This window comes from Pantoea sp. CFSAN033090 (assembly GCF_001264395.1).
Taxonomy (GTDB): domain Bacteria; phylum Pseudomonadota; class Gammaproteobacteria; order Enterobacterales; family Enterobacteriaceae; genus Pantoea; species Pantoea agglomerans.
In genome coordinates, this window is sequence record NZ_LGYX01000019.1 from 93623 (window position 1) to 116272 (window position 22650).

Annotated in this window: 17 protein-coding genes and 1 riboswitch; of the genes, 12 read left to right on the forward strand and 5 right to left on the reverse strand. The window is 55.7% G+C overall.

What is annotated here, in order from left to right; translation table 11 throughout:
- The first annotated feature begins 144 nt into the window (after positions 1 to 144).
- From metB to metF, 3 genes are all read left to right on the forward strand, one after another.
- Positions 145 to 1305 carry a cystathionine gamma-synthase gene (gene metB / locus AFL22_RS16630; RefSeq protein WP_022624922.1) on the forward strand — a complete coding sequence of 387 codons (1161 nt, stop codon included), beginning with the start codon at positions 145 to 147 and terminating at the stop codon, positions 1303 to 1305.
- A 2-nt stretch (positions 1306 to 1307) separates the two neighbouring features.
- The gene (locus tag AFL22_RS16635; protein ID WP_010672066.1) at positions 1308 to 3743 is read left to right on the forward strand and encodes a bifunctional aspartate kinase/homoserine dehydrogenase II; all 2436 of its coding nucleotides are present in this window, start codon (positions 1308 to 1310) and stop codon (positions 3741 to 3743) included.
- Positions 3744 to 3945: 202 nt separating this feature from the next.
- The gene (gene metF, locus AFL22_RS16640; RefSeq protein WP_010258148.1) at positions 3946 to 4845 is read left to right on the forward strand and encodes a methylenetetrahydrofolate reductase; all 900 of its coding nucleotides are present in this window, start codon (positions 3946 to 3948) and stop codon (positions 4843 to 4845) included.
- Between the two features lie 67 nt (positions 4846 to 4912).
- Here metF and ppc read toward each other — a convergent pair whose 3' ends face one another.
- On the reverse strand, positions 4913 to 7564 hold the full coding sequence (gene ppc, locus AFL22_RS16645) for a phosphoenolpyruvate carboxylase (RefSeq protein WP_052271783.1): 2652 nt from the start codon (positions 7562 to 7564) through the stop codon (positions 4913 to 4915).
- Between the two features lie 353 nt (positions 7565 to 7917).
- Positions 7918 to 9066 carry an acetylornithine deacetylase gene (gene argE, locus AFL22_RS16650; protein ID WP_031292638.1) on the reverse strand — a complete coding sequence of 383 codons (1149 nt, stop codon included), beginning with the start codon at positions 9064 to 9066 and terminating at the stop codon, positions 7918 to 7920.
- A gap of 167 nt (positions 9067 to 9233) precedes the next feature.
- Here argE and argC point away from each other — a divergent pair, with 167 nt between their 5' ends.
- The 4 genes from argC to argH all read left to right on the forward strand — a co-directional run bounded on the left by argC (position 9234) and on the right by argH (position 13735).
- Entirely contained in the window at positions 9234 to 10238 is a 1005-nt protein-coding gene (gene argC / locus AFL22_RS16655) for an N-acetyl-gamma-glutamyl-phosphate reductase (RefSeq protein WP_010672063.1), read from the forward strand.
- 14 nt (positions 10239 to 10252) lie between these two features.
- Complete coding sequence (gene argB, locus AFL22_RS16660; protein ID WP_010258140.1) at positions 10253 to 11029, forward strand: acetylglutamate kinase; 777 nt, start codon at positions 10253 to 10255, stop codon at positions 11027 to 11029.
- A 24-nt stretch (positions 11030 to 11053) separates the two neighbouring features.
- The gene (locus AFL22_RS16665) at positions 11054 to 12271 is read left to right on the forward strand and encodes an argininosuccinate synthase (protein ID WP_022624925.1); all 1218 of its coding nucleotides are present in this window, start codon (positions 11054 to 11056) and stop codon (positions 12269 to 12271) included.
- A gap of 90 nt (positions 12272 to 12361) precedes the next feature.
- The gene (argH, locus tag AFL22_RS16670) at positions 12362 to 13735 is read left to right on the forward strand and encodes an argininosuccinate lyase (RefSeq protein WP_052271784.1); all 1374 of its coding nucleotides are present in this window, start codon (positions 12362 to 12364) and stop codon (positions 13733 to 13735) included.
- Between the two features lie 118 nt (positions 13736 to 13853).
- Here argH and AFL22_RS16675 read toward each other — a convergent pair whose 3' ends face one another.
- On the reverse strand, positions 13854 to 14588 hold the full coding sequence (locus AFL22_RS16675) for a glutathione peroxidase (RefSeq protein WP_010672060.1): 735 nt from the start codon (positions 14586 to 14588) through the stop codon (positions 13854 to 13856).
- Positions 14589 to 14712: 124 nt separating this feature from the next.
- On the opposite strand from AFL22_RS16675, the gene oxyR reads away from it, so the two are divergent.
- Positions 14713 to 15630 carry a DNA-binding transcriptional regulator OxyR gene (gene oxyR / locus AFL22_RS16680; RefSeq protein ID WP_010258132.1) on the forward strand — a complete coding sequence of 306 codons (918 nt, stop codon included), beginning with the start codon at positions 14713 to 14715 and terminating at the stop codon, positions 15628 to 15630.
- Here the strand turns inward: oxyR and sthA are convergent.
- Complete coding sequence (sthA, locus tag AFL22_RS16685; RefSeq protein WP_010258130.1) at positions 15613 to 17013, reverse strand: Si-specific NAD(P)(+) transhydrogenase; 1401 nt, start codon at positions 17011 to 17013, stop codon at positions 15613 to 15615. The two genes, oxyR and sthA, sit on opposite strands and share 18 nt — an antisense overlap.
- 192 nt (positions 17014 to 17205) lie before the next feature.
- On the opposite strand from sthA, the gene fabR reads away from it, so the two are divergent.
- Positions 17206 to 17853 (forward strand): HTH-type transcriptional repressor FabR, encoded by a 648-nt coding sequence (fabR, locus tag AFL22_RS16690; protein WP_010258128.1) that lies wholly within the window; start codon positions 17206 to 17208, stop codon positions 17851 to 17853.
- Positions 17854 to 17867: 14 nt separating this feature from the next.
- Complete coding sequence (locus tag AFL22_RS16695; protein ID WP_010258126.1) at positions 17868 to 18221, forward strand: YijD family membrane protein; 354 nt, start codon at positions 17868 to 17870, stop codon at positions 18219 to 18221.
- Between the two features lie 38 nt (positions 18222 to 18259).
- On the opposite strand, the gene trmA is transcribed toward AFL22_RS16695, so the two are convergent.
- Complete coding sequence (gene trmA / locus AFL22_RS16700; protein ID WP_010672059.1) at positions 18260 to 19363, reverse strand: tRNA (uridine(54)-C5)-methyltransferase TrmA; 1104 nt, start codon at positions 19361 to 19363, stop codon at positions 18260 to 18262.
- A 110-nt stretch (positions 19364 to 19473) separates the two neighbouring features.
- A riboswitch (cobalamin riboswitch) is annotated at positions 19474 to 19657 on the forward strand.
- A 68-nt stretch (positions 19658 to 19725) separates the two neighbouring features.
- Between trmA and btuB the strand changes: the two genes are divergently transcribed.
- Together btuB and murI are read left to right on the forward strand one after the other, a co-directional pair.
- Entirely contained in the window at positions 19726 to 21603 is a 1878-nt protein-coding gene (gene btuB / locus AFL22_RS16705) for a TonB-dependent vitamin B12 receptor BtuB (RefSeq protein WP_033766552.1), read from the forward strand.
- Complete coding sequence (murI, locus tag AFL22_RS16710; RefSeq protein WP_052271785.1) at positions 21548 to 22399, forward strand: glutamate racemase; 852 nt, start codon at positions 21548 to 21550, stop codon at positions 22397 to 22399. The genes btuB and murI overlap by 56 nt, the downstream gene beginning before the upstream one ends.
- Positions 22400 to 22650 lie beyond the last annotated feature (251 nt).

Consider the following 22650-nt stretch of genomic DNA (forward strand, 5'->3'; position numbering starts at 1 on the left):
GCGATGACGCATAATTTTAGCGGTTATTGCGGTTTTGCTCAATCTATACGCAAAGACATTTAGATGTCCAGATGTATTGACGTCTAATTAGAGGGTGATATCCTGTGGCCTACATTTTATTCACTCTTCAGGAACAATTCGCTCATGACGCGTAAACCGGCAACCATCGCAGTGCGCAGCGGTTTGAATGATGACGAGCAATATGGCTGCGTTGTCCCGCCAATCCACCTCTCTACCACCTATAACTTCCTGGATTTCAATGAGCCTCGTGCGCATGACTACTCCCGTCGTGGCAACCCCACTCGTGATGTCGTACAGCGTACGCTGGCAGAACTGGAAGGGGGAGCGGGCGCGGTATTAACCAATACCGGGATGTCGGCGATTCACCTGGTCACGACGGTGTTTCTGAAGCCTGGCGATCTGCTGGTCGCGCCACATGACTGTTATGGCGGCAGCTATCGGCTGTTTGACAGCCTGAGTAAGCGCGGCGCCTATCGGGTGAAATTTGTCGACCAGGGTGATCCGGTAGCGCTGCAGGCCGCTCTGGATGAAAACCCAAAACTGGTGCTGATTGAAAGCCCCAGCAATCCGCTGCTGCGCGTGGTAGATATCAGCGCGATTTGCGCCGCTGCGCGTGCTGCGGGTGCCATCAGCGTGGTGGACAACACCTTTATGAGTCCGGCGCTGCAGAATCCTCTGGCGCTGGGTGCGGACCTGGTGATCCACTCCTGTACCAAATACCTCAATGGCCACTCCGATGTCGTGGCGGGCGCGGTCATCGCCAAAGATCCGCAACTCGCTACCGACCTGGCCTGGTGGGCAAATAACATTGGTGTGACAGGAGCAGCGTTTGACAGTTATCTGCTGCTGCGCGGAATCCGTACGCTTTCACCGCGGATTGCAGCCGCACAACGCAACGCACTCGCGATTGTAGAGTATCTGAAGCAGCAGAAACTGGTGAAAAAGTTGTATCATCCTTCGCTGCCGGAAAACGCCGGACACGAACATGCAGTACGTCAGCAGCGCGGCTTTGGCGCCATGCTGAGTTTCGAGGTCGACGGTGATGAGGCGCTGCTGCGTCGCTTCCTGAAAGCACTGCAGCTATTTACGCTGGCGGAATCGCTGGGCGGAGTAGAGAGTCTGATCTCCCATACCGCCACCATGACGCACGCGGGGATGTCGGCAGAAGCACGCGCGGCAGCGGGCATTTCCGATACGCTGCTGCGGGTTTCTGTCGGTATTGAAGATCACGAAGATTTAATTGCCGATCTGGATAATGCATTCCGGGTCGCAGCCGAGGGTTAAGCATGACGATTTCAGCAGGCGCGGGAACGCCGAACATCAGGCAGTTGCATAAGTTTGGCGGCAGCAGCCTGGCCGATGCGCGCTGCTATCAGCGCGTTGCCGGTATTATGGCGGACTACAGCCAGCCGGGCGACCTGATGGTGGTCTCTGCGGCAGGCTCAACCACCAACCAGCTGATTAGCTGGCTGAAGCTGAGCCAGAGCGATCGGCTCTCTGCGCATCAGGTGCAACAGGCCTTACGGCGCTACCAGAGCGAACTGATCAGTGCGCTGCTGCCTGCTGAGGTCGCAGAACCTTTAATCACCGCGTTTATCCGTGATCTGGAAAAGCTCGCCGCACTGCTGGATGCGCCGATCACCGATGCGGTCTATGCCGAAGTGGTCGGTCACGGTGAAGTCTGGTCGGCACGCCTGATGTCAGCGGTACTGAGCCAGCGTGACCTTCAGGCCTGCTGGCTGGATGCGCGTGAGTTTTTGCGCGCTGAACGTGCCGCACAACCGCAGGTAGATGAAGGGAAGTCCTGGCCACTGCTACAGACTCTACTGGCGCAACATCCGCACAAGCGCATTGTGGTGACCGGATTTATCAGCCGCAACGACGCCGGTGAAACCGTCCTGCTTGGCCGTAACGGTTCCGACTATTCTGCCACGCAGATTGGCGCACTGGCGGGTGTCGGGCGGGTGACCATCTGGAGCGATGTGGCGGGTGTCTACAGTGCCGATCCCCGTAAAGTCTCTGATGCCTGTCTGCTGCCGCTGTTAAGGCTGGATGAAGCCAGCGAGCTGGCGCGCCTGGCTGCACCGGTTCTCCACACCCGTACTCTGCAGCCGGTTTCAGGCAGCGATATCGACCTGCAACTGCGCTGCAGTTATCAGCCGGAGCAGGGCTCAACCCGCATTGAGCGCGTGCTGGCCTCCGGGACGGGCGCGCGTATCGTCACCAGCCATGATGATGTTTGCCTGATTGAGATTCAGCTGCCAGAGCAGCATGACTTCGCCATCCTGCACAAAGAGATCGACCTGTTGCTGAAGCGCGCGCAGCTGCGTCCGCTGGCGTTTGGCGTTCATCCCGATCGTCAATTGCTGCAGCTCTGTTACACCGCCGAAGTGGTAAACAGCGCCTTTACGCTGCTACAGGATGCCGGTTTACCGGGCCATCTGCAGCTGCGCGACGGCCTGGCGCTGGTGGCGCTGGTTGGCGCAGGCGTTACCCGCAATCCGCTGCATACCCATCGCTTCTGGCAGCAGTTAAAGGATCAGCCAATTGAGTTCATCTGGCAGTCAGAAGAGCACATCAGCGTGGTCGCAGTGCTGCGCGTCGGCCCGACTCAGCATCTGATTCAGGGATTGCATCAGTCGCTGTTCCGGGCAGAAAAGCGCATCGGTCTGATGCTGTTTGGCAAAGGCAATATCGGTTCACGCTGGCTGGAGCTGTTTGCCCGCGATCAGGAAACGCTGTCAGCGCGTACCGGCTTTGAATTTGTGCTGGCGGGCGTCGCGGACAGCCGTCGCAGCCTGCTGAGCTATGACGGGCTGGAAGCCAGCCGGGCACTCGCCTTCTTTGATGATGAAGCGGTAGAGCGCGATGAAGAGTCGCTGTTCCTGTGGATGCGTGCTCACCCGTTTGATGACCTGGTGGTGCTGGATGTCACTGCCAGCACACCGCTGGCGCAGCAGTATCTCGACTTCGCCAGTCACGGTTTTCACGTTATCAGCGCCAATAAGGTCGCGGGAGCGTCTGACAGTCAGACCTGGCGCCAGATCCGCGATGCCTTTACCAAAACCGGACGTCACTGGCTCTATAACGCCACCGTTGGCGCAGGTCTGCCGATCAACTACACGGTGCGCGATCTGCGCGACAGCGGCGATACCATCCTGGCGATCAGCGGGATCTTCTCCGGCACGCTGTCTTGGCTGTTCCTGCAGTTTGATGGCACGGTACCCTTTACCGAGCTGGTGGATCAGGCGTGGCAGCAGGGCCTGACCGAGCCCGACCCGCGCGCCGATCTCTCGGGTCAGGATGTGATGCGCAAGCTGGTTATCCTGGCGCGTGAGGCAGGCTACAACATCGAGCCGGATCAGGTGCGGGTTGAATCGCTGGTGCCCAGTAACTGTCAGCAGGGATCTGTCGACCACTTCTTTGAAAATGGCGAAGAGCTGAATGAGCAGATGCTGCAACGGCTCGAAGCCGCGCAGGAGATGGACCTGGTGCTGCGTTACGTTGCCCGGTTTGATGCCAACGGTAAGGCGCGCGTGGGTGTTGAAGCGGTGCGCCCGGAACATCCGCTGGCCTCACTGCTGCCGTGCGACAACGTCTTTGCGATTGAGAGCCGCTGGTACCGCGATAATCCACTGGTGATCCGCGGACCGGGCGCAGGCCGGGATGTCACCGCAGGCGCTATCCAGTCAGATATTAATCGCCTCGCACAACTGCTGTAACTCCTCCTCCTCAGGCGCTTCGGCGCCTGTTTTCAATGCGTTATCGCTCCCCTGTTGAATCGCCTTCATGTTGATTGAAAATTGATCACGACTGTTGACCATTTTTAAGTTGACGGCACAGTCAGATTACGTCATTTTGAACATCTGGACGTCTAAACGTGTAGATGTTCACAGGCCGATTGTTAATCGATGAGGGTGCAGGATGAGTTTCTTTCATGCCAATCAGCGCGAAGCGCTAAACCAGAGCCTGGCTGAGCTGAACGGGCAAATTAATGTTTCATTTGAGTTCTTTCCGCCTCGTACCAGCGACATGGAAGAGACCCTGTGGACCTCTATCGATCGCCTGAGCAGTCTGAAACCGAAATTCGTTTCTGTGACCTACGGTGCGAACTCAGGTGAACGTGATCGCACCCATAGCATTATCAAAGGCATTAAAGATCGCACCGGTCTGGAAGCTGCTCCCCATCTGACCTGTGTCGATGCCACGCGCGATGAACTGCGCACCATCGCTCAGGATTACTGGAACAACGGCATCCGTCACATTGTGGCGCTGCGCGGCGATCTGCCCCCAGGCAGCGGTAAGCCAGAAATGTACGGCAGCGATCTGGTTTCGCTGCTGAAAGAGGTGGGTGATTTTGATATTTCGGTTGCGGCCTATCCGGAAGTCCATCCCGAAGCGAAAAGCGCCCAGGCCGATCTGATTAACCTGAAGCGAAAAATCGATGCAGGTGCCAACCGGGCTATTACCCAGTTTTTCTTCGACGTTGAAAGTTATCTACGTTTCCGCGATCGCTGTGTCGCGACCGGCATTGACGTGGAAATTGTGCCGGGCATTCTGCCGGTCTCTAACTTTAAACAGCTGCAACGCTTTGCCACGCTGACCAATGTGCGCGTGCCGGGCTGGATGAGCGCGATGTTCGCCGGTCTGGATGATGATCCGGAAACGCGGAAAATGGTGGGAGCCAATATCGCGATGGATATGGTGAAAATCCTGTCACGCGAAGGGGTGAAGGATTTCCATTTCTACACGCTGAACCGTGCCGAAATGAGTTACGCCATTTGTCACACCCTGGGCGTGCGTCCTGCTGCTGCTGCGGCTTAACCGCTCTGCTTCAGCCAATAAAAAAGTCGGGAGAGTCCCGACTTTTTTTGTTTTTACTGCACCACCATTAACCGGTATTGCGCATGCCTGCCGCGACACCGGCAATGGTCACCATCAGCGCCTGCTCAACGCGGGCATCCGGTTCATCGCCACTCGCTTCCCGCGCGCGCGAACGATGCAGCAGTTCGGCCTGGAGTACGTTGAGCGGATCGGTATAGACGTTACGCAGTGCAATTGACTCGGCAATCCACGGCTGATCGGCCATCAGGTGTGAGTCATTGGCAATGGTCAGTACCGCTTTGATATCCGCATCAAGCTGATCGCGCAGCTGTTTGCCCAGCGGCCAGAGTGATTTCTCGACCAGACGCTGATCGTAATATTCCGCCAGCCACAGGTCCGCTTTTGAGAATACCATCTCCAGCATACCCAGACGGGTAGAGAAGAATGGCCAGTCGCGGCACATCGCTTCCAGCTGATCCTGATGACCGGCGGCCATCGCCTGTTGCAGGGCCGCACCGGCACCCAGCCACGCAGGCAGCATCAGACGGTTCTGCGTCCAGGCGAAAATCCATGGAATCGCACGCAGCGACTCTACGCCGCCGGTAGGTCGGCGTTTGGCGGGACGTGAGCCCAGCGGTAATTTACCCAGCTCCTGCTCTGGTGTCGCTGAGCGGAAATAGGGGACGAAGTCAGCATTTTCACGCACATAACCGCGATACATCGCACAGGAGTCGGCGGAGAGCTGATCCATAATGTCGCGCCATTCGCGTTTTGGCTCCGGCGGCGGCATCAGGTTCGCTTCCAGAATTGCGCCGGTGTAGAGCGACAGGCTGGCGATGGTGACGGCGGGTAAACCATATTTAAAGCGGATCATCTCGCCCTGTTCGGTCACGCGCAGACCGCCGCGCAGGCTGCCTGGTGGTTGCGACAGCAGCGCTGCATGGGCGGGTGCGCCGCCACGGCCAATGCTGCCGCCGCGTCCGTGGAACAGCGTCAGTGAAATCCCGGCCTTCTCACAGGTTTTAATCAGGGCATCCTGTGCCTGATATTGCGCCCAGCTGGCGGCCATCACACCGGCGTCTTTCGCCGAGTCAGAATAGCCAATCATCACCATCTGTTTGCCCTGAATTAAGCCGCGATACCAGTCGATGCTCAGCAGCTGGCTCATCACGTCATTGGCGTTATTCAGGTCATCAAGCGTTTCAAACAGCGGTGCAACCGGCATGGCATAGCCGATGCCTGCTTCTTTCAGCAGCAGATGCACGGCCAGCACGTCAGAAGGGGTTTTCGCCATAGAGATAACATAGGCGGCGATAGAACCCTGTGGCGCTTCAGCCGCGACGCGACAGGTCTCCAGCACTTCACGCGTTTCATCGCTGGGCTCCCAGCTGCGAGGCAGCAGCGGACGCTTGGAGTTCAGTTCACGGATCAGGAAGGCCTGCTTGTCCGCTTCGGACCAGCTTTCATAATCGCCGAGGCCCAGATAGCGGGTCACTTCAGCAATCGCTTCGGTGTGACGGGTACTCTCCTGACGCAGATCGATACGCACCAGCGGCACGCCGAAGCATTTCACGCGGCGCAGCGTATCAAGCAACTGACCGTTGGCGATAATGCCCATGCCGCACTTTTGCAGTGACTGATAGATGGCAAACAGCGGATCCCACAGCTGATCGTTGGAGACCAGCAGATCGGCCGGGCGCGGCAGACGTTCACCTTTCAGGCGACGTTCCAGGAATGACTGGGTAGTCATTAACTGGCTGCGCAGACGTTTCAGGATCATACGATAAGGTTCAAGCGCTTCCGGATCGCCGCTGAGTTCCCGGATCTCTTCAGTGCACTCTGACATCGACAACTCAGAGATCAATACGCCGATATCGCGCAGGAACAGGTCAGTGGCTTTCCAGCGACTCAGCTGCATAACGTGGCGGGTAATCGCCGCCGTAACGTTAGGGTTACCGTCGCGGTCGCCACCCATCCATGAGGTGAACTGAACCGGCACGAAATCGACCGGCAGCTTAATGCCGAACGCCTCTTCTACCTGCTCGTTCAGCTCACGCAGGAAAGCGGGTACGCCTTCCCACAGGCTATTCTCCACCACGGCAAAGCCCCATTTGGCTTCGTCGATAGGGGTCGGACGATATTTGCGGATCTCATCGGTGTGCCACGCCTGTGCCACCAGCTGACGCAGACGGCGCATAATCTGGTTACGTTCGTAGTCGGAGACGTCGCTGTGATCGAGCTGTTTCAGGCAGCTGTTAACTTCGACCAGCTTGTGAATCAGCGTACGGCGGGTGATTTCAGTCGGGTGAGCCGTCAGCACCAGTTCCAGCGACAGCGACTCAATGGCCGCAAGGATGTCGCTTTCGCTGATATCTTTCTGCTGCTTCAGGGTATCAAAGGTCTTTTTCAGCAGTTCGGGATGGTTCTCACCCTCGCCACTTTGCGAGATGGTCTGATACTGCTCAGCCACGTTGGTGAGGTTCAGAAACTGGCTAAAAGCGCGTGCAACCGGCAGAAGCTCCTCGTTGGAGAGGTTCTGCAGCGTATTGAGCAGTTCTTTACGATGAGTGTCATTTCCTGCACGGGATGACTTGGAGAGCTTACGGATGGTTTCCACCTGGTCGAGGATGTTCTCTCCCAGTGCATCCTTAATCGTATCCCCGAGCAGTTTGCCGAGCATACTGACATTACTTCGCATTGCGGAATATTGTTCGTTCATTGGACCCTGACACCCTTATCGTCTTGAAAAACTTCTACACCCGACCTTTCAGGCAGCAGAAAAATCAGCAACGCCATGTTCCCCCTAATCTACAGGGAACCGGCTCCGTTGCCGCCTGTCCACATTCTGAAACGCTCTGGATAATCACCCGGTGGGCATAACATCGTCTTTTATCTAGCCACGTAATGTTGCGTTCGTCAAATGCGTTAAAGTGCGCTGAAGGTGTGGCTAAATAACGGAAATTCGTAGAATTTATCGGGAACAAAGCGGGATAAGTTATTCTTATTGCTAAATCCCGCAGAATGAAGGGGCATTTTACTGTTAATGCAGTGAAATGCCCCATTTGCTGTTAATCAGTGGCAAAAATGCTGCACAACCTGACTGATAAGCGCCCTTGTCGGCTTAATAAATGCAGTATCAATAAATTCGTCTGGCTGATGTGCCTGCTCAATCGACCCCGGGCCCAGTACCAGCGTTGGGCAGAGCTGCTGAATAAAAGGCGCTTCGGTGCAGTAGTTCACCACCTCAGTGGGTATACCCAGCAATTTCTCGACCACACTAACCAGTTCATGATCTGCCGGACACTCGTAGCCAGGAATCGGCGGATGCAACTCGGCAACCGTGACACGGCCCGGCCAGCGCGCACTGACCGGTGCCAGCGCCTCGTTCAGTAGCCCATCGAGATCGTTCAGCGACAGACCAGGCAGCGGACGGATATCCATATGCAGTTCACAGCAGGCACAGATACGGTTAGCGGCGTCACCGCCATGAATATGGCCGAAATTCATGGTGGGATAGGGGATGGCAAAGCCGTCATGGTGATAACGCTCCTGCAGCGTATTGCGCAGTTGCATCAGATGGGTGATCGACTCATGCATCAGTTCAATGGCGTTAACGCCACGTGCGGGATCGCTGGAGTGGCCCGATTTTCCCTCGATACGGATCACATTCGACAGGTGACCTTTGTGCGCACGCACCGGTTTAAGTGAGGTTGGTTCACCGATGATGGCGCAGTCGGGACGCAGCTGCGTCGACTCAGAAAAATATTTGGCGCCAGCCATGGTGGTCTCTTCATCGGCCGTAGCGAGGATATAGAGCGGCTTGCTCAGCGTGCTGACATCCACATCGCGCAGCGTATCGAGAATAAAGGCGAAGAAGCCTTTCATGTCTGCCGTGCCCAGGCCATAGAGCTTGTTGTCGTGCTCGGTCAGGGTAAAGGGATCGCGTGTCCAGCGGCCATCGTCAAAAGGAACGGTATCGGTATGACCTGCTAGCAGCAGGCCGCCCGCACCGCTTCCGGTACGCGCCAGCATATTAAATTTATTGCGGGTGCCGGGCACTGGCTGTACTTCAACGCTGAAGCCGAGGTCGCGGAACCAGCCGGCCAGCAAATTGATTAAAGTTTCATTACTCTGATCCAGTGCGGCATCGGTTGCGCTGATCGACGGTGTGGCGATTAACTGGCGGTACAGTTCAATAAAAGGCGGTAATTTTGTCTTCACTGTTGGCGGTCCTTGGGTTAGGATGTATCCATATTCATGCAGTAATAGTGAATAAAAATACATTAACGTCCTCTGCAAGGGAACCTTAAATCACTGCAGATGACAGGGCGGGTAACGGGGCAAGGCCGCGACCCGGAACGTGCGACTGTAAAAAGGGTTACAGCCTGATGTTGAATACGCTGATCGTTGGTGCCAGTGGTTATGCTGGTACAGAGCTTGCCACCTTCCTGAATCGCCATCCACATATCAACATAACCGCTTTGGCGGTTTCGGCGCAAAGCCCTGATGCCGGCAAGCGCCTCTCCGATCTCCATCCGCAGCTGAAAGGTGTGGTGGATTTGCCGCTGCAGCCGCTGAGCAGCGCGGCCGAGTGGGCAGACAAGGTGGATGTGGTGTTCCTGGCGACGGCCCACGAAGTCAGCCACGATCTGGCGCCGGAATTTCTCAAGGCTGGCTGTGTGGTGTTCGACCTGTCGGGTGCGTTCCGCGTGAATGACGCTGATTTTTATACCCGCTTTTATGGCTTCACCCATCAGCATGGCGACTGGCTGGACAAAGCCGTTTACGGCCTTGCCGAATATCAGCATGAGAAAATCCAGCAGGCGCAGCTGGTGGCTGTGCCAGGTTGCTATCCGACCGCTGCGCAGCTGGCGCTGAAGCCCCTGGTGGATGCCGGACTGTTAAACGAGGCGCAGTGGCCGGTAATCAACGCCACCAGCGGCGTGAGCGGTGCCGGACGTAAAGCCAATGTCGGCACCAGCTTCTGCGAAGTGAGCCTGCAGCCTTACGGCCTGTTCAATCATCGTCATCACCCGGAAATCGTCGCGCACCTTGGTACGCCGGTGATCTTCACTCCGCATCTGGGTAACTTCCCGCGCGGTATCCTGGCGACGATTACCTGCCGTCTGAAAGCAGGTGTCAGCCGTGAAGATATCGCCGCAGTTTTCCATCGCGCCTATGACAACAAGCCACTGGTGCGGCTCTACGAGCAGGGCGTACCGGCGCTGAAAGCCGTTGTGGGTCTGCCTTACTGCGATATCGGTTTTGAAGTGCAGGGCGAGCATCTGATTGTCGTGGCAGCCGAAGATAATCTGCTGAAAGGCGCGGCATCGCAGGCGGTACAGTGCCTGAACATCCGGTTCGGCTTCCCTGAAACGCAGTCACTGATTTAACGGACAAATATACCATGACCAATCCATTGATTATCAAGCTGGGCGGTGTGTTGTTAGACAGCGAAGAAGCGCTGGCCCGCCTGTTTGAAGCGCTGCTGACCTACCGCAGCGCCCATCAGCGTCCGCTGATTATTGTCCACGGCGGCGGTTGCCTGGTGGATGAACTGATGAAAAAGCTGGCGCTGCCGGTGAAGAAGAAAAATGGCCTGCGTGTCACGCCAGCCGATCAGATCGACATTATTACCGGTGCGCTGGCGGGAACCGCGAATAAAACGCTGCTGGCCTGGGCAAAAAAATCGGGCATTAACGCGGTAGGCCTCTGCCTGGGCGATGCGGGCATCGTGAATGTCACACCGTTTGATGAAGAACTCGGCCACGTTGGCCACGCAATGCCGGGCGATCCGGCATTACTGAACACCCTGCTGGCGGCCGGTTATATGCCGGTGGTGAGCTCAATTGGTATAACTGACAGCGGCGACCTGATGAACGTCAACGCTGACCAGGCGGCGACCGCACTGGCCTCGACGCTGGGCGCTGATCTGGTCCTGTTGTCAGACGTCAGTGGTATTCTCGACGGCAAAGGTCAGCGCATCGAAGAGATGACCGCCGACAAAGCTGAGCAGCTGATTACCCAGGGCATTATTACCGACGGCATGATTGTGAAAGTGCACGCTGCGCTTGATGCAGCGCGTACCCTGGGCCGCCCGGTGGATATTGCCAGCTGGCGTCACGCTGAGCGGCTGCCTGACCTGTTTAACGGCGTGTCGATTGGCACCCGGATTCTCGCTTAACGACTCTGATTCAAGGATTACGAAATGCAAACGCAAAACATCAAAAAAATCGTTCTGGCTTACTCCGGTGGTCTTGATACTTCGGCCATCATTCCATGGCTGAAAGAGAACTACGGCGGCTGTGAAGTCGTCGCTTTTGTCGCAGATATCGGTCAGGAGCGCGGCGATCTGGAAGGTGTAGAGAAGAAAGCCCTGCAGTCCGGCGCATCTGAATGCCACGTGGTTGACCTGCGTGAAGAGTTCATCAGCGACTATGTCTATCCGGTGCTGCAGACTGGCGCCCTCTATGAAGGCACTTATCTGCTGGGCACTTCAATGGCGCGTCCTATCATCGCTAAAGCACAGGTTGAGCTGGCGCTGAAAGTGGGTGCGGATGCGCTGTGTCACGGCGCTACCGGTAAAGGGAATGACCAGGTGCGTTTCGAAACCACCTACACCGCGCTGGCACCGCAGCTGAAAGTGGTGGCTCCGTGGCGTGAATGGAACCTGCGTTCACGTGAAGCGCTGCTGGACTACCTGAAAGAGCGCAACATTCCGACCACCGCGTCACTGGAGAAAATCTACAGCCGCGACGAAAACGCCTGGCACATCTCCACCGAAGGTGGCGTGCTGGAAAGCCCGGCCAATGCACCGAATAAAGATTGCTGGGTCTGGACTGTCGATCCGCTGGAAGCGCCTGACCAGCCTGAAGAAGTGACCGTGACCGTGGAAAAAGGTCGGGTTGTGGCGGTTAACGGTGAAAAACTGAGTCCGTTCCAGTGCCTGGAAAAACTTAACGTGCTGGGCGCAAAACATGGCGTCGGCCGTATCGATATCGTTGAAAACCGTCTGGTAGGGATTAAATCGCGCGGCTGCTACGAAACCCCTGGCGGCACCATCATGGTCAATGCGCTGCGTGCGGTTGAGCAGCTGGTGCTGGATCGCGATAGCTTCAAATGGCGTGAGCAGCTCGGCCACGAGATGTCCTATGTGGTTTATGACGGCCGCTGGTTCGCCCCGCTGCGTAAGTCGATTCAGGCCGCTGCCGAATCGCTGGCGGAAGAGGTTAACGGTGAAGTGGTACTGCAGCTCTACAAAGGCCAGGCGACAGCCACCCAGAAGCGTTCCGCGAACAGCCTCTACTCGGAAGAGTTCGCCACCTTTGGTGAAGATGAAGTGTACGATCACCGTCATGCGGGCGGCTTTATCCGTCTGTTCTCGCTCTCTTCGCGTATCCGCGCCCTGAACGAGCAGAAGAAGTAATTTTCAGGCGAGGTGCGCCTCGCCTCACAGTTTCATTTCAGGGGCGGCATTTATGCCGCCCCTTGTTTAACGATTCAGAGGAGTTTTCACATGGCACTTTGGGGTGGACGGTTTACTCAGGCAGCGGATCAACGTTTTAAACAGTTCAATGACTCGCTGCGCTTCGATTACCGCCTGGCAGAGCAGGACATTATTGGCTCTGTTGCCTGGTCCAAAGCGCTGGTGACGGTAAATGTCCTGACTCAGGATGAGCAGCAGCAGCTGGAAGCGGCCCTGAATACGTTACTGGATGAAGTCAGTGAGGATCCTGAGCAGATTCTGCAGAGCGACGCCGAAGATATCCACAGCTGGGTTGAAGGCCAGCTGATCGACAAGGTGGGCGCGCTGGGCAAAAAACTGCACACCGGACGTAGCCGTAACGATCAGGTCGCGACCGATCTTAAGCTGTGGTGCAAGGTGCAGATTGAGGCGCTGCTGGGTGCCACCCGTGATCTGCAGCAGGCGCTGGTGGTCACCGCCGAAGCCAATCAGGATGCGGTGATGCCGGGCTACACGCATCTGCAGCGTGCGCAGCCGGTGACGTTTGCGCACTGGTGCCTGGCCTACGTTGAAATGCTGGCGCGTGACGAGAGCCGTCTGCAGGATACGCTGAAGCGGCTCGATGTCAGCCCGCTGGGCTGTGGCGCACTGGCCGGTACCGCGTATGAGATCGATCGTCAGCAGCTGGCTGGCTGGCTGGGCTTTGCTTCTGCCACGCGCAACAGTCTGGATACCGTATCAGACCGCGATCACGTGCTGGAGCTGCTTTCTGACGCTGCCATCGGCATGGTGCATCTGTCGCGCTTCGCCGAAGATATGATCTTCTTCAACACCGGTGAAGCGGGCTTTATCGAACTGTCAGATAAAGTGACCTCCGGCTCATCGCTGATGCCGCAGAAGAAAAACCCGGATGCGCTGGAGCTGATTCGCGGCAAGTGTGGCCGGGTGCAGGGCGCGCTGACCGGCATGATGATGACGCTGAAAGGTCTGCCGCTGGCGTACAACAAAGATATGCAGGAAGACAAAGAGGGGCTGTTTGACGCGCTCGACACCTGGCTCGACTGTCTGCATATGTCAGTTCTGGTGCTGGATGGCCTGCAGGTTAAACGCCCGCGCTGCCAGGAAGCGGCTGAACAGGGTTACGCAAACTCCACTGAACTGGCTGACTATCTGGTCGCCAAAGGCGTGCCGTTCCGTGAAGCACACCATATCGTCGGGGAAGTAGTGGTTGCCGCCATCGGGCAGGGCGTGGCGCTGGAAGCGCTGTCGCTGGCACAGCTGCAGCAGTTCAGTGCGGTGATTGGCGAGGATGTCTATCCGATTCTGGCGCTGCAATCCTGTCTGGATAAGCGTAATGCGCAGGGCGGCGTCTCGCCACAGCAGGTTGCGCGTGCCATCGGTGACGCAAAGCAGCGTCTGGCGTAATTAACAGGTAAAAAAAAGCGGGCACATTAAATGCCCGCCAACCTCTAGCTTCAGAATTACTCATTTTTATAGGCACATCATCAAAGCGCCTGCTCTCCCGGCCGACGCTCAGATTCTCTTACGCTGACAGCAAATATTGCTGCAGATCCTCACTGCCGCCAATGTGACGACCTCCCATGAAGATCTGCGGTACCGTCGCCCGGCCTGAAACGGCGCGCAGACTCACGGTTGTTGCATCCTGTCCCAGCACGATCTCTTCGTACTGAATACCATGATCCATCAGCATCTGTTTTGCCTGGGTGCAGAAGGTGCAGCCAGGTTTAGTGAAGATTGAAACCGACTCCTGAGCTTTACACTCGGGCGCCAGATAGCGCAGCATGGTGTCGGCATCAGAGACCTCAAATGGGTCGCCCGGCTTGTTTGGCTCAACAAACATTTTCTCTACCACGCCGTTACGCACCAGCATCGAGTAGCGCCATGAACGTGGGCCAAAGCCGAGATCGGCTTTCTCAACCAGCATTTCCATGCCACGGGTAAACTCGCCGTTGCCATCAGGGATAAAGGTAATGTTGTCTGCGCGCTGTTCTGCTTTCCAGGCGTTCATCACAAACGTGTCATTCACCGAGACGCACAGAATGCTGTCCACACCCTGCTGGGCAAACAGACCCGCTAATTCGTTGTAACGCGGCAGATGGCTGGAGGAGCAGGTCGGTGTGAATGCGCCCGGCAGTGAAAAAACGATGACCGTTTTGTCTTTAAACAGCGCTTCAGTGGTGACATCGACCCAGCGATCGCCCTGACGTGTGTGAAAAGTCACTGACGGAATAGCTTTACCTTCCTGACTTGCAAACATTTTTTTCTCCTGACATACCGCGTTCCATTTGATGTGCGCATTATTCCCAACCACCCTTGATAGGGCCAATCGTTCATTGCTATTCTATCTATCGCCACGGTCTATCGTGGCTTGGAGGGTAATAATGAATATTCGTGATCTTGAATATCTGGTTTCGCTTGCTGAACACCGTCATTTCCGCCGTGCTGCGGATGCGTGTCATGTCAGTCAGCCGACGTTAAGCGGGCAGATCCGTAAGCTGGAAGATGAGCTGGGTGTGATGCTGCTGGAGCGCACCAGCCGTAAAGTGCTGTTCACCCAGGCAGGTTTGCTGCTGGTGGATCAGGCGCGTACGGTGCTGCGTGAAGTGAAAGTGCTGAAAGAGATGGCCAGTCAGCAAGGGGAAGCGATGTCAGGTCCGCTGCATATCGGCCTCATCCCGACTACCGCGCCCTACTTATTGCCACAGATTATCCCGACGCTGCACCAGACATTCCCGAAACTGGAGATGTATCTGCACGAAGCGCAGACGCAGCAACTGCTGGCACAGCTCGATAGCGGCAAGCTGGACTGCGCGATTATCGCGCTGGTCAAAGAGAGCCAGGCCTTTATCGAAGTGCCGTTGTTTGATGAGCCGATGAAGCTGGCAGTCTATGCCGATCATCCCTGGTGCGATCGCGACCGGGTGCCTATGTCCGATCTGGCAGGCGAGAAATTGCTTATGCTGGAAGATGGGCACTGTCTGCGTGACCAGGCGATGGGGTTCTGCTTTGAGGCGGGCGCCGATGAAGATACCCATTTCCGTGCGACCAGTCTTGAGACGCTGCGCAATATGGTGGCGGCAGGCAGCGGGATTACGCTGTTACCGGCGCTGGCAGTCCCACCGGAGCGTATCCGCGACGGCGTCTGCTATCTCACCTGCTACAAACCGGTGCCACAGCGTACAATTGCGCTGGTCTATCGTCCGGGTTCACCTCTGCGCAGCCGTTATGAACAGCTGGCAGAGGCGATTAAAACCCACATGCAGCACTATTTCGACGCTGCGTTAAAACAGGCGGTTTAAGCCGTTTAACGCTGCAACGCGATAGGCTTCGGCCATGGTCGGATAGTTAAAGGTGGTATTCACGAAGTACTCAATCGTGTTGCCACCGTTTTTCTGCTCCATGATCGCCTGACCGATGTGAATAATCTCGGCGGCACGTTCACCAAAGCAGTGAATTCCCAGAATCTCTTTGGTTTCCCGATGGAACAGAATCTTCAGGCTGCCAACGTTCATGCCAACGATCTGCGCTCGCGCCAGATGTTTGAACTGCGCGCGGCCCACTTCGTAAGGCACCTTCATTGCCGTCAGCTGCTGCTCGGTTTTACCCACGGAGCTGATTTCCGGAATGGTGTAAATCCCGGTTGGGATATCTTCAATCAGGTGCGCTGACGCTTCCCCTTTGATAATCGCCTGAGCGGCAATACGGCCCTGATCGTAGGCGGCTGAGGCCAGGCTTGGATAGCCAATCACGTCTCCGACGGCATAAATGTGCGGCTGAGCCGTCTGATACATGCTGTTCACTTTCAGCAGGCCACGACCATCCGCTTCCAGGCCCACATTTTCCAGCGACAGCGAATCGGTGTTGCCGGTACGGCCGTTGGCGTAAAGCAGACAGTCGGCTTTCACTTTCTTACCCGACTTCAGATGCATGATGACGCCATCTTCCACCCCTTCGATCTTCTCAAACTCTTCGTTGTGACGAATCACCACGCCGCTGTTCCAGAAGTGGTAAGAGAGAGAGTCAGACATCTCCTGATCAAGAAACGCCAGCAGGCGATCGCGGGTGTTAATCAGGTCAACTTTGACGTTCAGGCCACGGAAAATCGACGCATATTCACAGCCAATCACGCCCGCGCCATAAATAATGACGTGGCCCGGTTCGTGGTGCAGATTGAGAATAGAGTCGGAGTCATAAACGCGTGGATGGGTAAAGTCGACATTGTCAGGATGGTAAGGTCGTGAACCACAGGCGATAACAAACTTCTCTGCCGTCAGCGTCTCACGCGTGCCATCCGGTTGCTCAATCTCAATGGTGTTGGCATCAACAAAATGCGCATCGCCCTGATAAAGTTCACAACGGTTACGCTCGTAGAAGCCCTGACGCATGGCTGTCTGCTGGCTGATCACGTTTTCAGTGTGATTGAGAATGTCGGCAAAAGAGGAGCGAAGCAGTCGGGTATGATCGCTGTAGAGCGGATTTTGGTTGAATTCAATAATGCGACTGACGGCGTGGCGAAGGGCTTTAGAAGGGATGGTGCCCCAGTGCGTACAACCGCCGCCGATGTTGTGGTAGCGTTCAATCACGGCGATGCGCGCTCCCTGTTTTACCAGCCCCATCGCCGCCCCTTCACCGCCGGGCCCTGAGCCAATCACAATGGCATCGTAATCGTAAGACTTTTGCATACCGATACGTCCTATTATTTATACATTTTTACAACGAGATTCTAACATCTCGTCGCGCACTTCTGAATTCTATCAGCGATTTTCATCACATTTTGACAAAGAGTGAGGTTCACAGGCGGTGACAAAGATTGCCAATCTGTACGCTGAAAATTTTGTTATAGTGCCTGCTTAACACCGCTAAAGGCAGAGAGAATGGGCGTCAGAGCGCAACAAAAAGAACGTACACGACGTACACTGATTGAAGCCGCCTTCAGTCAGCTCAGCGCCGAGCGCAGTTTTGCCAGTCTGAGTTTGCGGGAGGTTGCCCGTGAAGCAGGGATTGCACCTACCTCCTTTTATCGTCATTTCAAGGATGTTGATGAGCTTGGCCTGACGATGGTAGATGAAAGCGGGCTGATGTTGCGACAGCTGATGCGCCAGGCGCGCCAGCGTATTGCCAAAGGCGGCAGCATCATTAAAACGTCGGTGTCGACCTTTATGGAGTTTATCGGCAACAATCCCAACGCTTTCCGCCTGTTACTGCGTGAACGTTCCGGCACCTCTGCCGCTTTTCGTGCCGCCGTGGCGCGTGAAATTCAGCACTTTATCGCTGAACTGGCCGATTATCTTGAGGTCGAAAATCGCATGCCGCGCAGTTTTACCGAAGCGCAGGCTGAAGCGATGGTGACCATTGTTTTCAGCGCCGGTGCAGAAGCACTGGATGTTGATGCTGAGCAGCGACGTAAGCTTGAGGATCGGCTGGTGTTACAGCTGCGTATGATCGCCAAAGGCGCTTATTACTGGTACCGCCGGGAGCAAGAGCGACTGGCGGCCACCCTGGAAAAACCCGAAGAGCAATGAGTAAGGATCAGTCCATGACCCACCCAGGTACTCGCGATAAAAGCACACTGGTACTGGCTTTTATTACCGGCTTAGCAATTAACGGCTCGTTTTCTGTGCTGTTCAGCGCCTTTGTTCCATTTTCGATTTTTCCGCTGATTGCGCTGGGTCTGGCGGCCTGGTGTCTGCATCAGCGTTACCTCAACACCAATATGCCGGACGGTATGCCAGGACTGGCAGCGGCGTTTTTCCTGCTGGGGATTCTGGTTTATAGCGCGCTGGTGCGGGCAGAATACCCGGATATTGGTTCCAACTTCGTTCCCACCGTTCTGATGGTAGCGCTGGTGTTCTGGATTGCGACGCGTTTTAAGCGCAAGCGTAATCAGTAGTGATAAAAAAACGGGAACCTCAGGGTTCCCGTTTTTGTTTACGCTTTACGTGTTAGCAGGACACCGCATTCCATATGGTGGGTATAGGGGAACTGATCAAACAGCGCCAGCCGCGTCACATCGTGCGTTTCCGCCAGCGTCTGCAGATTGTCGCTAAGGGTCTGCGGATTGCAGGAGATATAAAGGATGCGCGGATACGCCTGCACCATTTTCACCGTCTCTTCATCCAGTCCGCTGCGCGGCGGATCGACAAAAATCGTCTCGCATTCGTAGCTGGTCAGGTCAATCCCTTCCAGACGATTAAAGCTGCGCACGCCATTCATCGCCTGGGTAAACTCTTCCGCCGCCATACGAATGATCTGCACGTTATCAATCTGGTTCACGGCAATATTGTATTGTGCTGACGCAACAGAGGGCTTGGCGATCTCAGTCGCCAGAACGCGGCGGAAATTGCGTGCCAGCGCCAGCGAGAAGTTGCCATTACCGCAGTAGAGTTCCAGCAGGTCGCCCTGTGAATCCTGCGTCACATCCAGCGCCCACTCCAGCATCTGAATATTCATCGCCGCATTAGGCTGGGTAAAACTGTTTTCGACCTGACGATAGATAATCTCGCGACCCGCTACCGGCAGACACTCATCAACGTAGTCGCGATCCAGACAGATTTTGGTTTTGGTGGCGCGACCAATCAACTGCACATCCAGCCCTTCCGCGCGAAGCTGGTCACGCAGCGCCACGGCTGCCTGCTGCCACTCATCATCCAGTTTGCGGTGATAGAGCAGCGAAATCACAATCTGATTGCTCAGGGTCGACAGATAGTCGATCTGGAACAGTTTATGACGCAGGGTACGGTTATCACGGATCGCGGCGATCATCTTTGGCATCAGCTGATTGATCAGCTGGCTGGCCGCCGGGAACTGATCAACACGGATCCGCTCGCGTGTCTGCTGATCAAAGATGATGTGATAGATATCATCGCCGTCGTGCCACAGGCGGAATTCGGCGCGCATCCGATAGTGGCTGACCGGTGAACGGAACACCTCCACGTCGGGCGCAGCAAACGGTGTCATCATCGTTTCTAAACGACTGACTTTTTCCGCCAGCTGTGCGTCATAGTCTTCAATGGGGAGATGTTCGGGTGTCATGAGCAATCCTGATTAATAGCTTACCAGCGGGCGATTGTAGGCATTCACTTGCTGATGTCCAGTCCCGCAGCGAGAAGATGTTTGGCAGTCTGGACTTCCGTATCTCCACTCCGTAGACTGCAGACGCCGGCCTCAAGCCCGAGTTAATAGGGAATCCAGTGTGAATCTGGAGCTGACGCGCAGCGGTAAGGAATGTCGTGATGAGTGCAATTGCAGACACTGTCCTGTGGGATGGGAAGTCATCATCACTTATGGTTCCCAGCCCGAAGACCTGCCGGTGTAACGTCGCTACTCGTACAATCATCGCGTGCTATTGATTGTCGGCCTGCGGCATCCTGCTTCGTCTTATGGATGCGATAAAAATGACAAAAAAAACTGCTTCGCTGTTCGCTCTGAGCGCAACGGCGATTTCTCTCTGGGCGCAATACGGTTTTGCTCAGGGGAATGATGATACGCAAATAGTCACCGCCAACCGTTTTGCTGAACCTGTTTCAGGTGTGCTGGCACCCACCACTGTCGTCACTCGTGATGAGATTGATCGCTGGCAGGCCAAAAGCCTGACCGATGTGATGCGCCGCCTGCCGGGTGTCGATGTCGCGCAAAGTGGCGGGTTAGGGCAGCAGAGTTCGCTGTTTATTCGGGGCACCGAATCGAGACATGTACTGATCCTGATTGATGGTATCCGGCTTAATCAGGCGGGCATCACCGGTTCGTCTGACCTCAGCCAGATCCCGCTGTCACTGGTGCAGCGCATCGAATATATTCGCGGTGCGCGTTCTGCAGTCTACGGTTCCGATGCGATTGGCGGCGTGGTGAATATCATTACGGGCCGATCGCAACCCGGCACCACGCTGACGGCGGGCGTCGGGTCCAACGGCTATCAATCCTACGACGGCTCAACCCAGCAGATGCTGGGCGATGCGACAAAGCTCACTCTGGCAGGCAACTACACCTATACCAAAGGGTATGACGTGGTGGCGGGTTATCCCAATGACTTTAGCCCGGCGCAGCACGATCGCGACGGCTTCATGAGCAAAACCCTGTATGGCAACCTTGAGCATCAGTTCAGCGATGAGCTCAGTGGTTTTGTGCGCGGCTACGGGTTTGATAACCGCACCGCCTACGACGGTTCATATACCTACGATAATAATTTCAATATTATCGGGCTGGCGGATACCCGCCAGCTCTACAGCCAGACCTGGGACACCGGGTTACGCTTCAATCGTGACTTCTACTCTACCCAGCTCATCGCCAGTTATGGCCATACCAAAGACATCAACTACGATCCGCGCAATGGTCGCTACGGTGCCGCGTCCACCTTTGATGATGTCACCCAGTACAATCTGCAGTGGGGCAACACCGTGCAGGTGGGGCAGGGGGCGATCAGCGCGGGTGTCGACTGGCAGAAAGAGACGACCGAGCCGGGCACGAACTATTTGTCAGATAGTTATGAGCAGCGTAATACCGGTCTCTACCTGACCGGCCAGCAGCAGTTTGGCAGCGTCACCCTCGAAGGTGCGGTACGCGGTGACGACAACAATCAGTTTGGCTGGCATAACACCTGGCAGACGGCGGCCTCATGGGAGTTTATCTCCGGCTACCGCGCGTTCGCCTCTTATGGCACCGCTTTTAAAGCACCTAATCTGTCGCAGGTTTACAGCCCGGTTTATGGCAATCGCGACCTCGATCCTGAAAAAAGTAAGCAGTGGGAAGGCGGCTTTGAAGGGCTGAGCGGACCGGTGAACTGGCGTGTGTCGGGCTATCGCAACGACATCGATAATCTGATTGATAATGATCCGGCGACTTTCCGTTACTACAACATTAAGCAGGCCCGCATTAAAGGCGTTGAAGCGACTGCAGGATTCGACACCGGGCCGCTGGCGCATCAGCTCTCTTATGATTATGTCGACGCACGGGATGGCAGCACCGATCAGCCGCTCGTACGCCGGGCTAAGCAGCAGGTGAAATATCAGCTCGACTGGACGCTGTATGAGTTTGACTGGTCAGTTACCTACCATTATCTGGGTGACCGTTATGATACTGACTTTAACAGCTCTCCCAGCCGTCGCGTGAAGTTAGGGGGCGTCAGCCTGTGGGATCTCGCCGTCTCATATCCTGTCACTTCACAACTCACGGTTCGTGGTAGAATTGCCAACCTGTTCGATAAAGATTACGAGACAGCGTATGGCTATCAGACTCCAGGACGAGAGTATTACCTCAGCGGCAGCTACAACTTCTGATTTGCGTCCCACCGTGCTGGTGTTTGATTCCGGCGTCGGTGGGCTTTCTGTCTATGATGAGGTCCGTCAACTGTTGCCGGATCTTCATTATCTCTACGCCTTCGATAACGCTGGCTTCCCTTACGGTGAGAAAAGCGAGACTTTCATTGTGGATCGGGTGGTCGCTATCGTTGAGGCCATTACCCGCAGCTATCCTCTCTCGTTAGTCATCATCGCCTGTAATACGGCCAGCACCGTTTCATTGCCCGCTTTACGTGAACGTTTTGCCTTTCCTGTCGTGGGGGTGGTTCCGGCGATTAAACCGGCCGCGCGCCTGACGCGAAATGGCGTAGTGGGCTTGCTGGCGACGCGTGCCACGGTGCGCCGTCCTTATACCCATGAGCTGGTGTCGCAGTTTGCCGGTTCCTGCAAGATAGAGATGCTGGGATCAGCGGAGCTGGTTGAACTGGCAGAAGCGAAGCTCCATGGTGCGGAAGTTGCTCTGGATGAGGTGCGCCGTATTGTTCAGCCGTGGCTGCGGATGGCGGAACCACCGGACACGGTCGTTTTAGGCTGTACGCACTTTCCTTTACTACGCGAAGAGTTGCAGCAGGTGTTACCGGAAGGAACGCGTCTGATTGATTCCGGTGCGGCAATTGCACGACGCACAGCCTGGCTGCTGGAGCATGAAGCACCTGAAGTACATTCATCGCAGCAGAACGTTGCATTTTGTACGGAGCTGGATGGCGAAGCGGTACAATTATCACCCGTTTTACAGCGTTATGGCTTCCCGTTGCTGGAAAAACTGGCGCTTTAGCGGCTTTTAGCTGAAAAAATCAGCACTCGGAATTTTATTTGAAATTAGCACTTGTCACCCTCCGAGAACTCCCTATAATGCGCCTCCACTGACACGGCACAACGGCTTACGAAGCGCCGGGTTGAGTAGGTTCGAAATCATACGAACCAGTGAGTTAAGCGAAAATAAATGCTTGACTGACAATGCGGAAAGCGTAATATACGCAGCCCGCGCCGCAGTAAATCGCGGCATGCTCTTTAACAATTTATCAG

Coding starts and splice junctions, on each gene's coding strand:
- trmA (WP_010672059.1), bottom strand. CDS start 19,363: ATGACACCCGAACATCTCCCCATTGAAGACTATGACGCACAGCTGGCG.
- AFL22_RS16635 (WP_010672066.1), top strand. CDS start 1,308: ATGACGATTTCAGCAGGCGCGGGAACGCCGAACATCAGGCAGTTGCAT.
- oxyR (WP_010258132.1), top strand. CDS start 14,713: ATGAATATTCGTGATCTTGAATATCTGGTTTCGCTTGCTGAACACCGT.
- sthA (WP_010258130.1), bottom strand. CDS start 17,013: ATGCAAAAGTCTTACGATTACGATGCCATTGTGATTGGCTCAGGGCCC.
- metB (WP_022624922.1), top strand. CDS start 145: ATGACGCGTAAACCGGCAACCATCGCAGTGCGCAGCGGTTTGAATGAT.
- AFL22_RS16675 (WP_010672060.1), bottom strand. CDS start 14,588: ATGTTTGCAAGTCAGGAAGGTAAAGCTATTCCGTCAGTGACTTTTCAC.
- AFL22_RS16665 (WP_022624925.1), top strand. CDS start 11,054: ATGCAAACGCAAAACATCAAAAAAATCGTTCTGGCTTACTCCGGTGGT.
- ppc (WP_052271783.1), bottom strand. CDS start 7,564: ATGAACGAACAATATTCCGCAATGCGAAGTAATGTCAGTATGCTCGGC.
- metF (WP_010258148.1), top strand. CDS start 3,946: ATGAGTTTCTTTCATGCCAATCAGCGCGAAGCGCTAAACCAGAGCCTG.
- argB (WP_010258140.1), top strand. CDS start 10,253: ATGACCAATCCATTGATTATCAAGCTGGGCGGTGTGTTGTTAGACAGC.
- argH (WP_052271784.1), top strand. CDS start 12,362: ATGGCACTTTGGGGTGGACGGTTTACTCAGGCAGCGGATCAACGTTTT.
- AFL22_RS16695 (WP_010258126.1), top strand. CDS start 17,868: ATGACCCACCCAGGTACTCGCGATAAAAGCACACTGGTACTGGCTTTT.
- murI (WP_052271785.1), top strand. CDS start 21,548: ATGGCTATCAGACTCCAGGACGAGAGTATTACCTCAGCGGCAGCTACA.
- fabR (WP_010258128.1), top strand. CDS start 17,206: ATGGGCGTCAGAGCGCAACAAAAAGAACGTACACGACGTACACTGATT.
- btuB (WP_033766552.1), top strand. CDS start 19,726: ATGACAAAAAAAACTGCTTCGCTGTTCGCTCTGAGCGCAACGGCGATT.
- argC (WP_010672063.1), top strand. CDS start 9,234: ATGTTGAATACGCTGATCGTTGGTGCCAGTGGTTATGCTGGTACAGAG.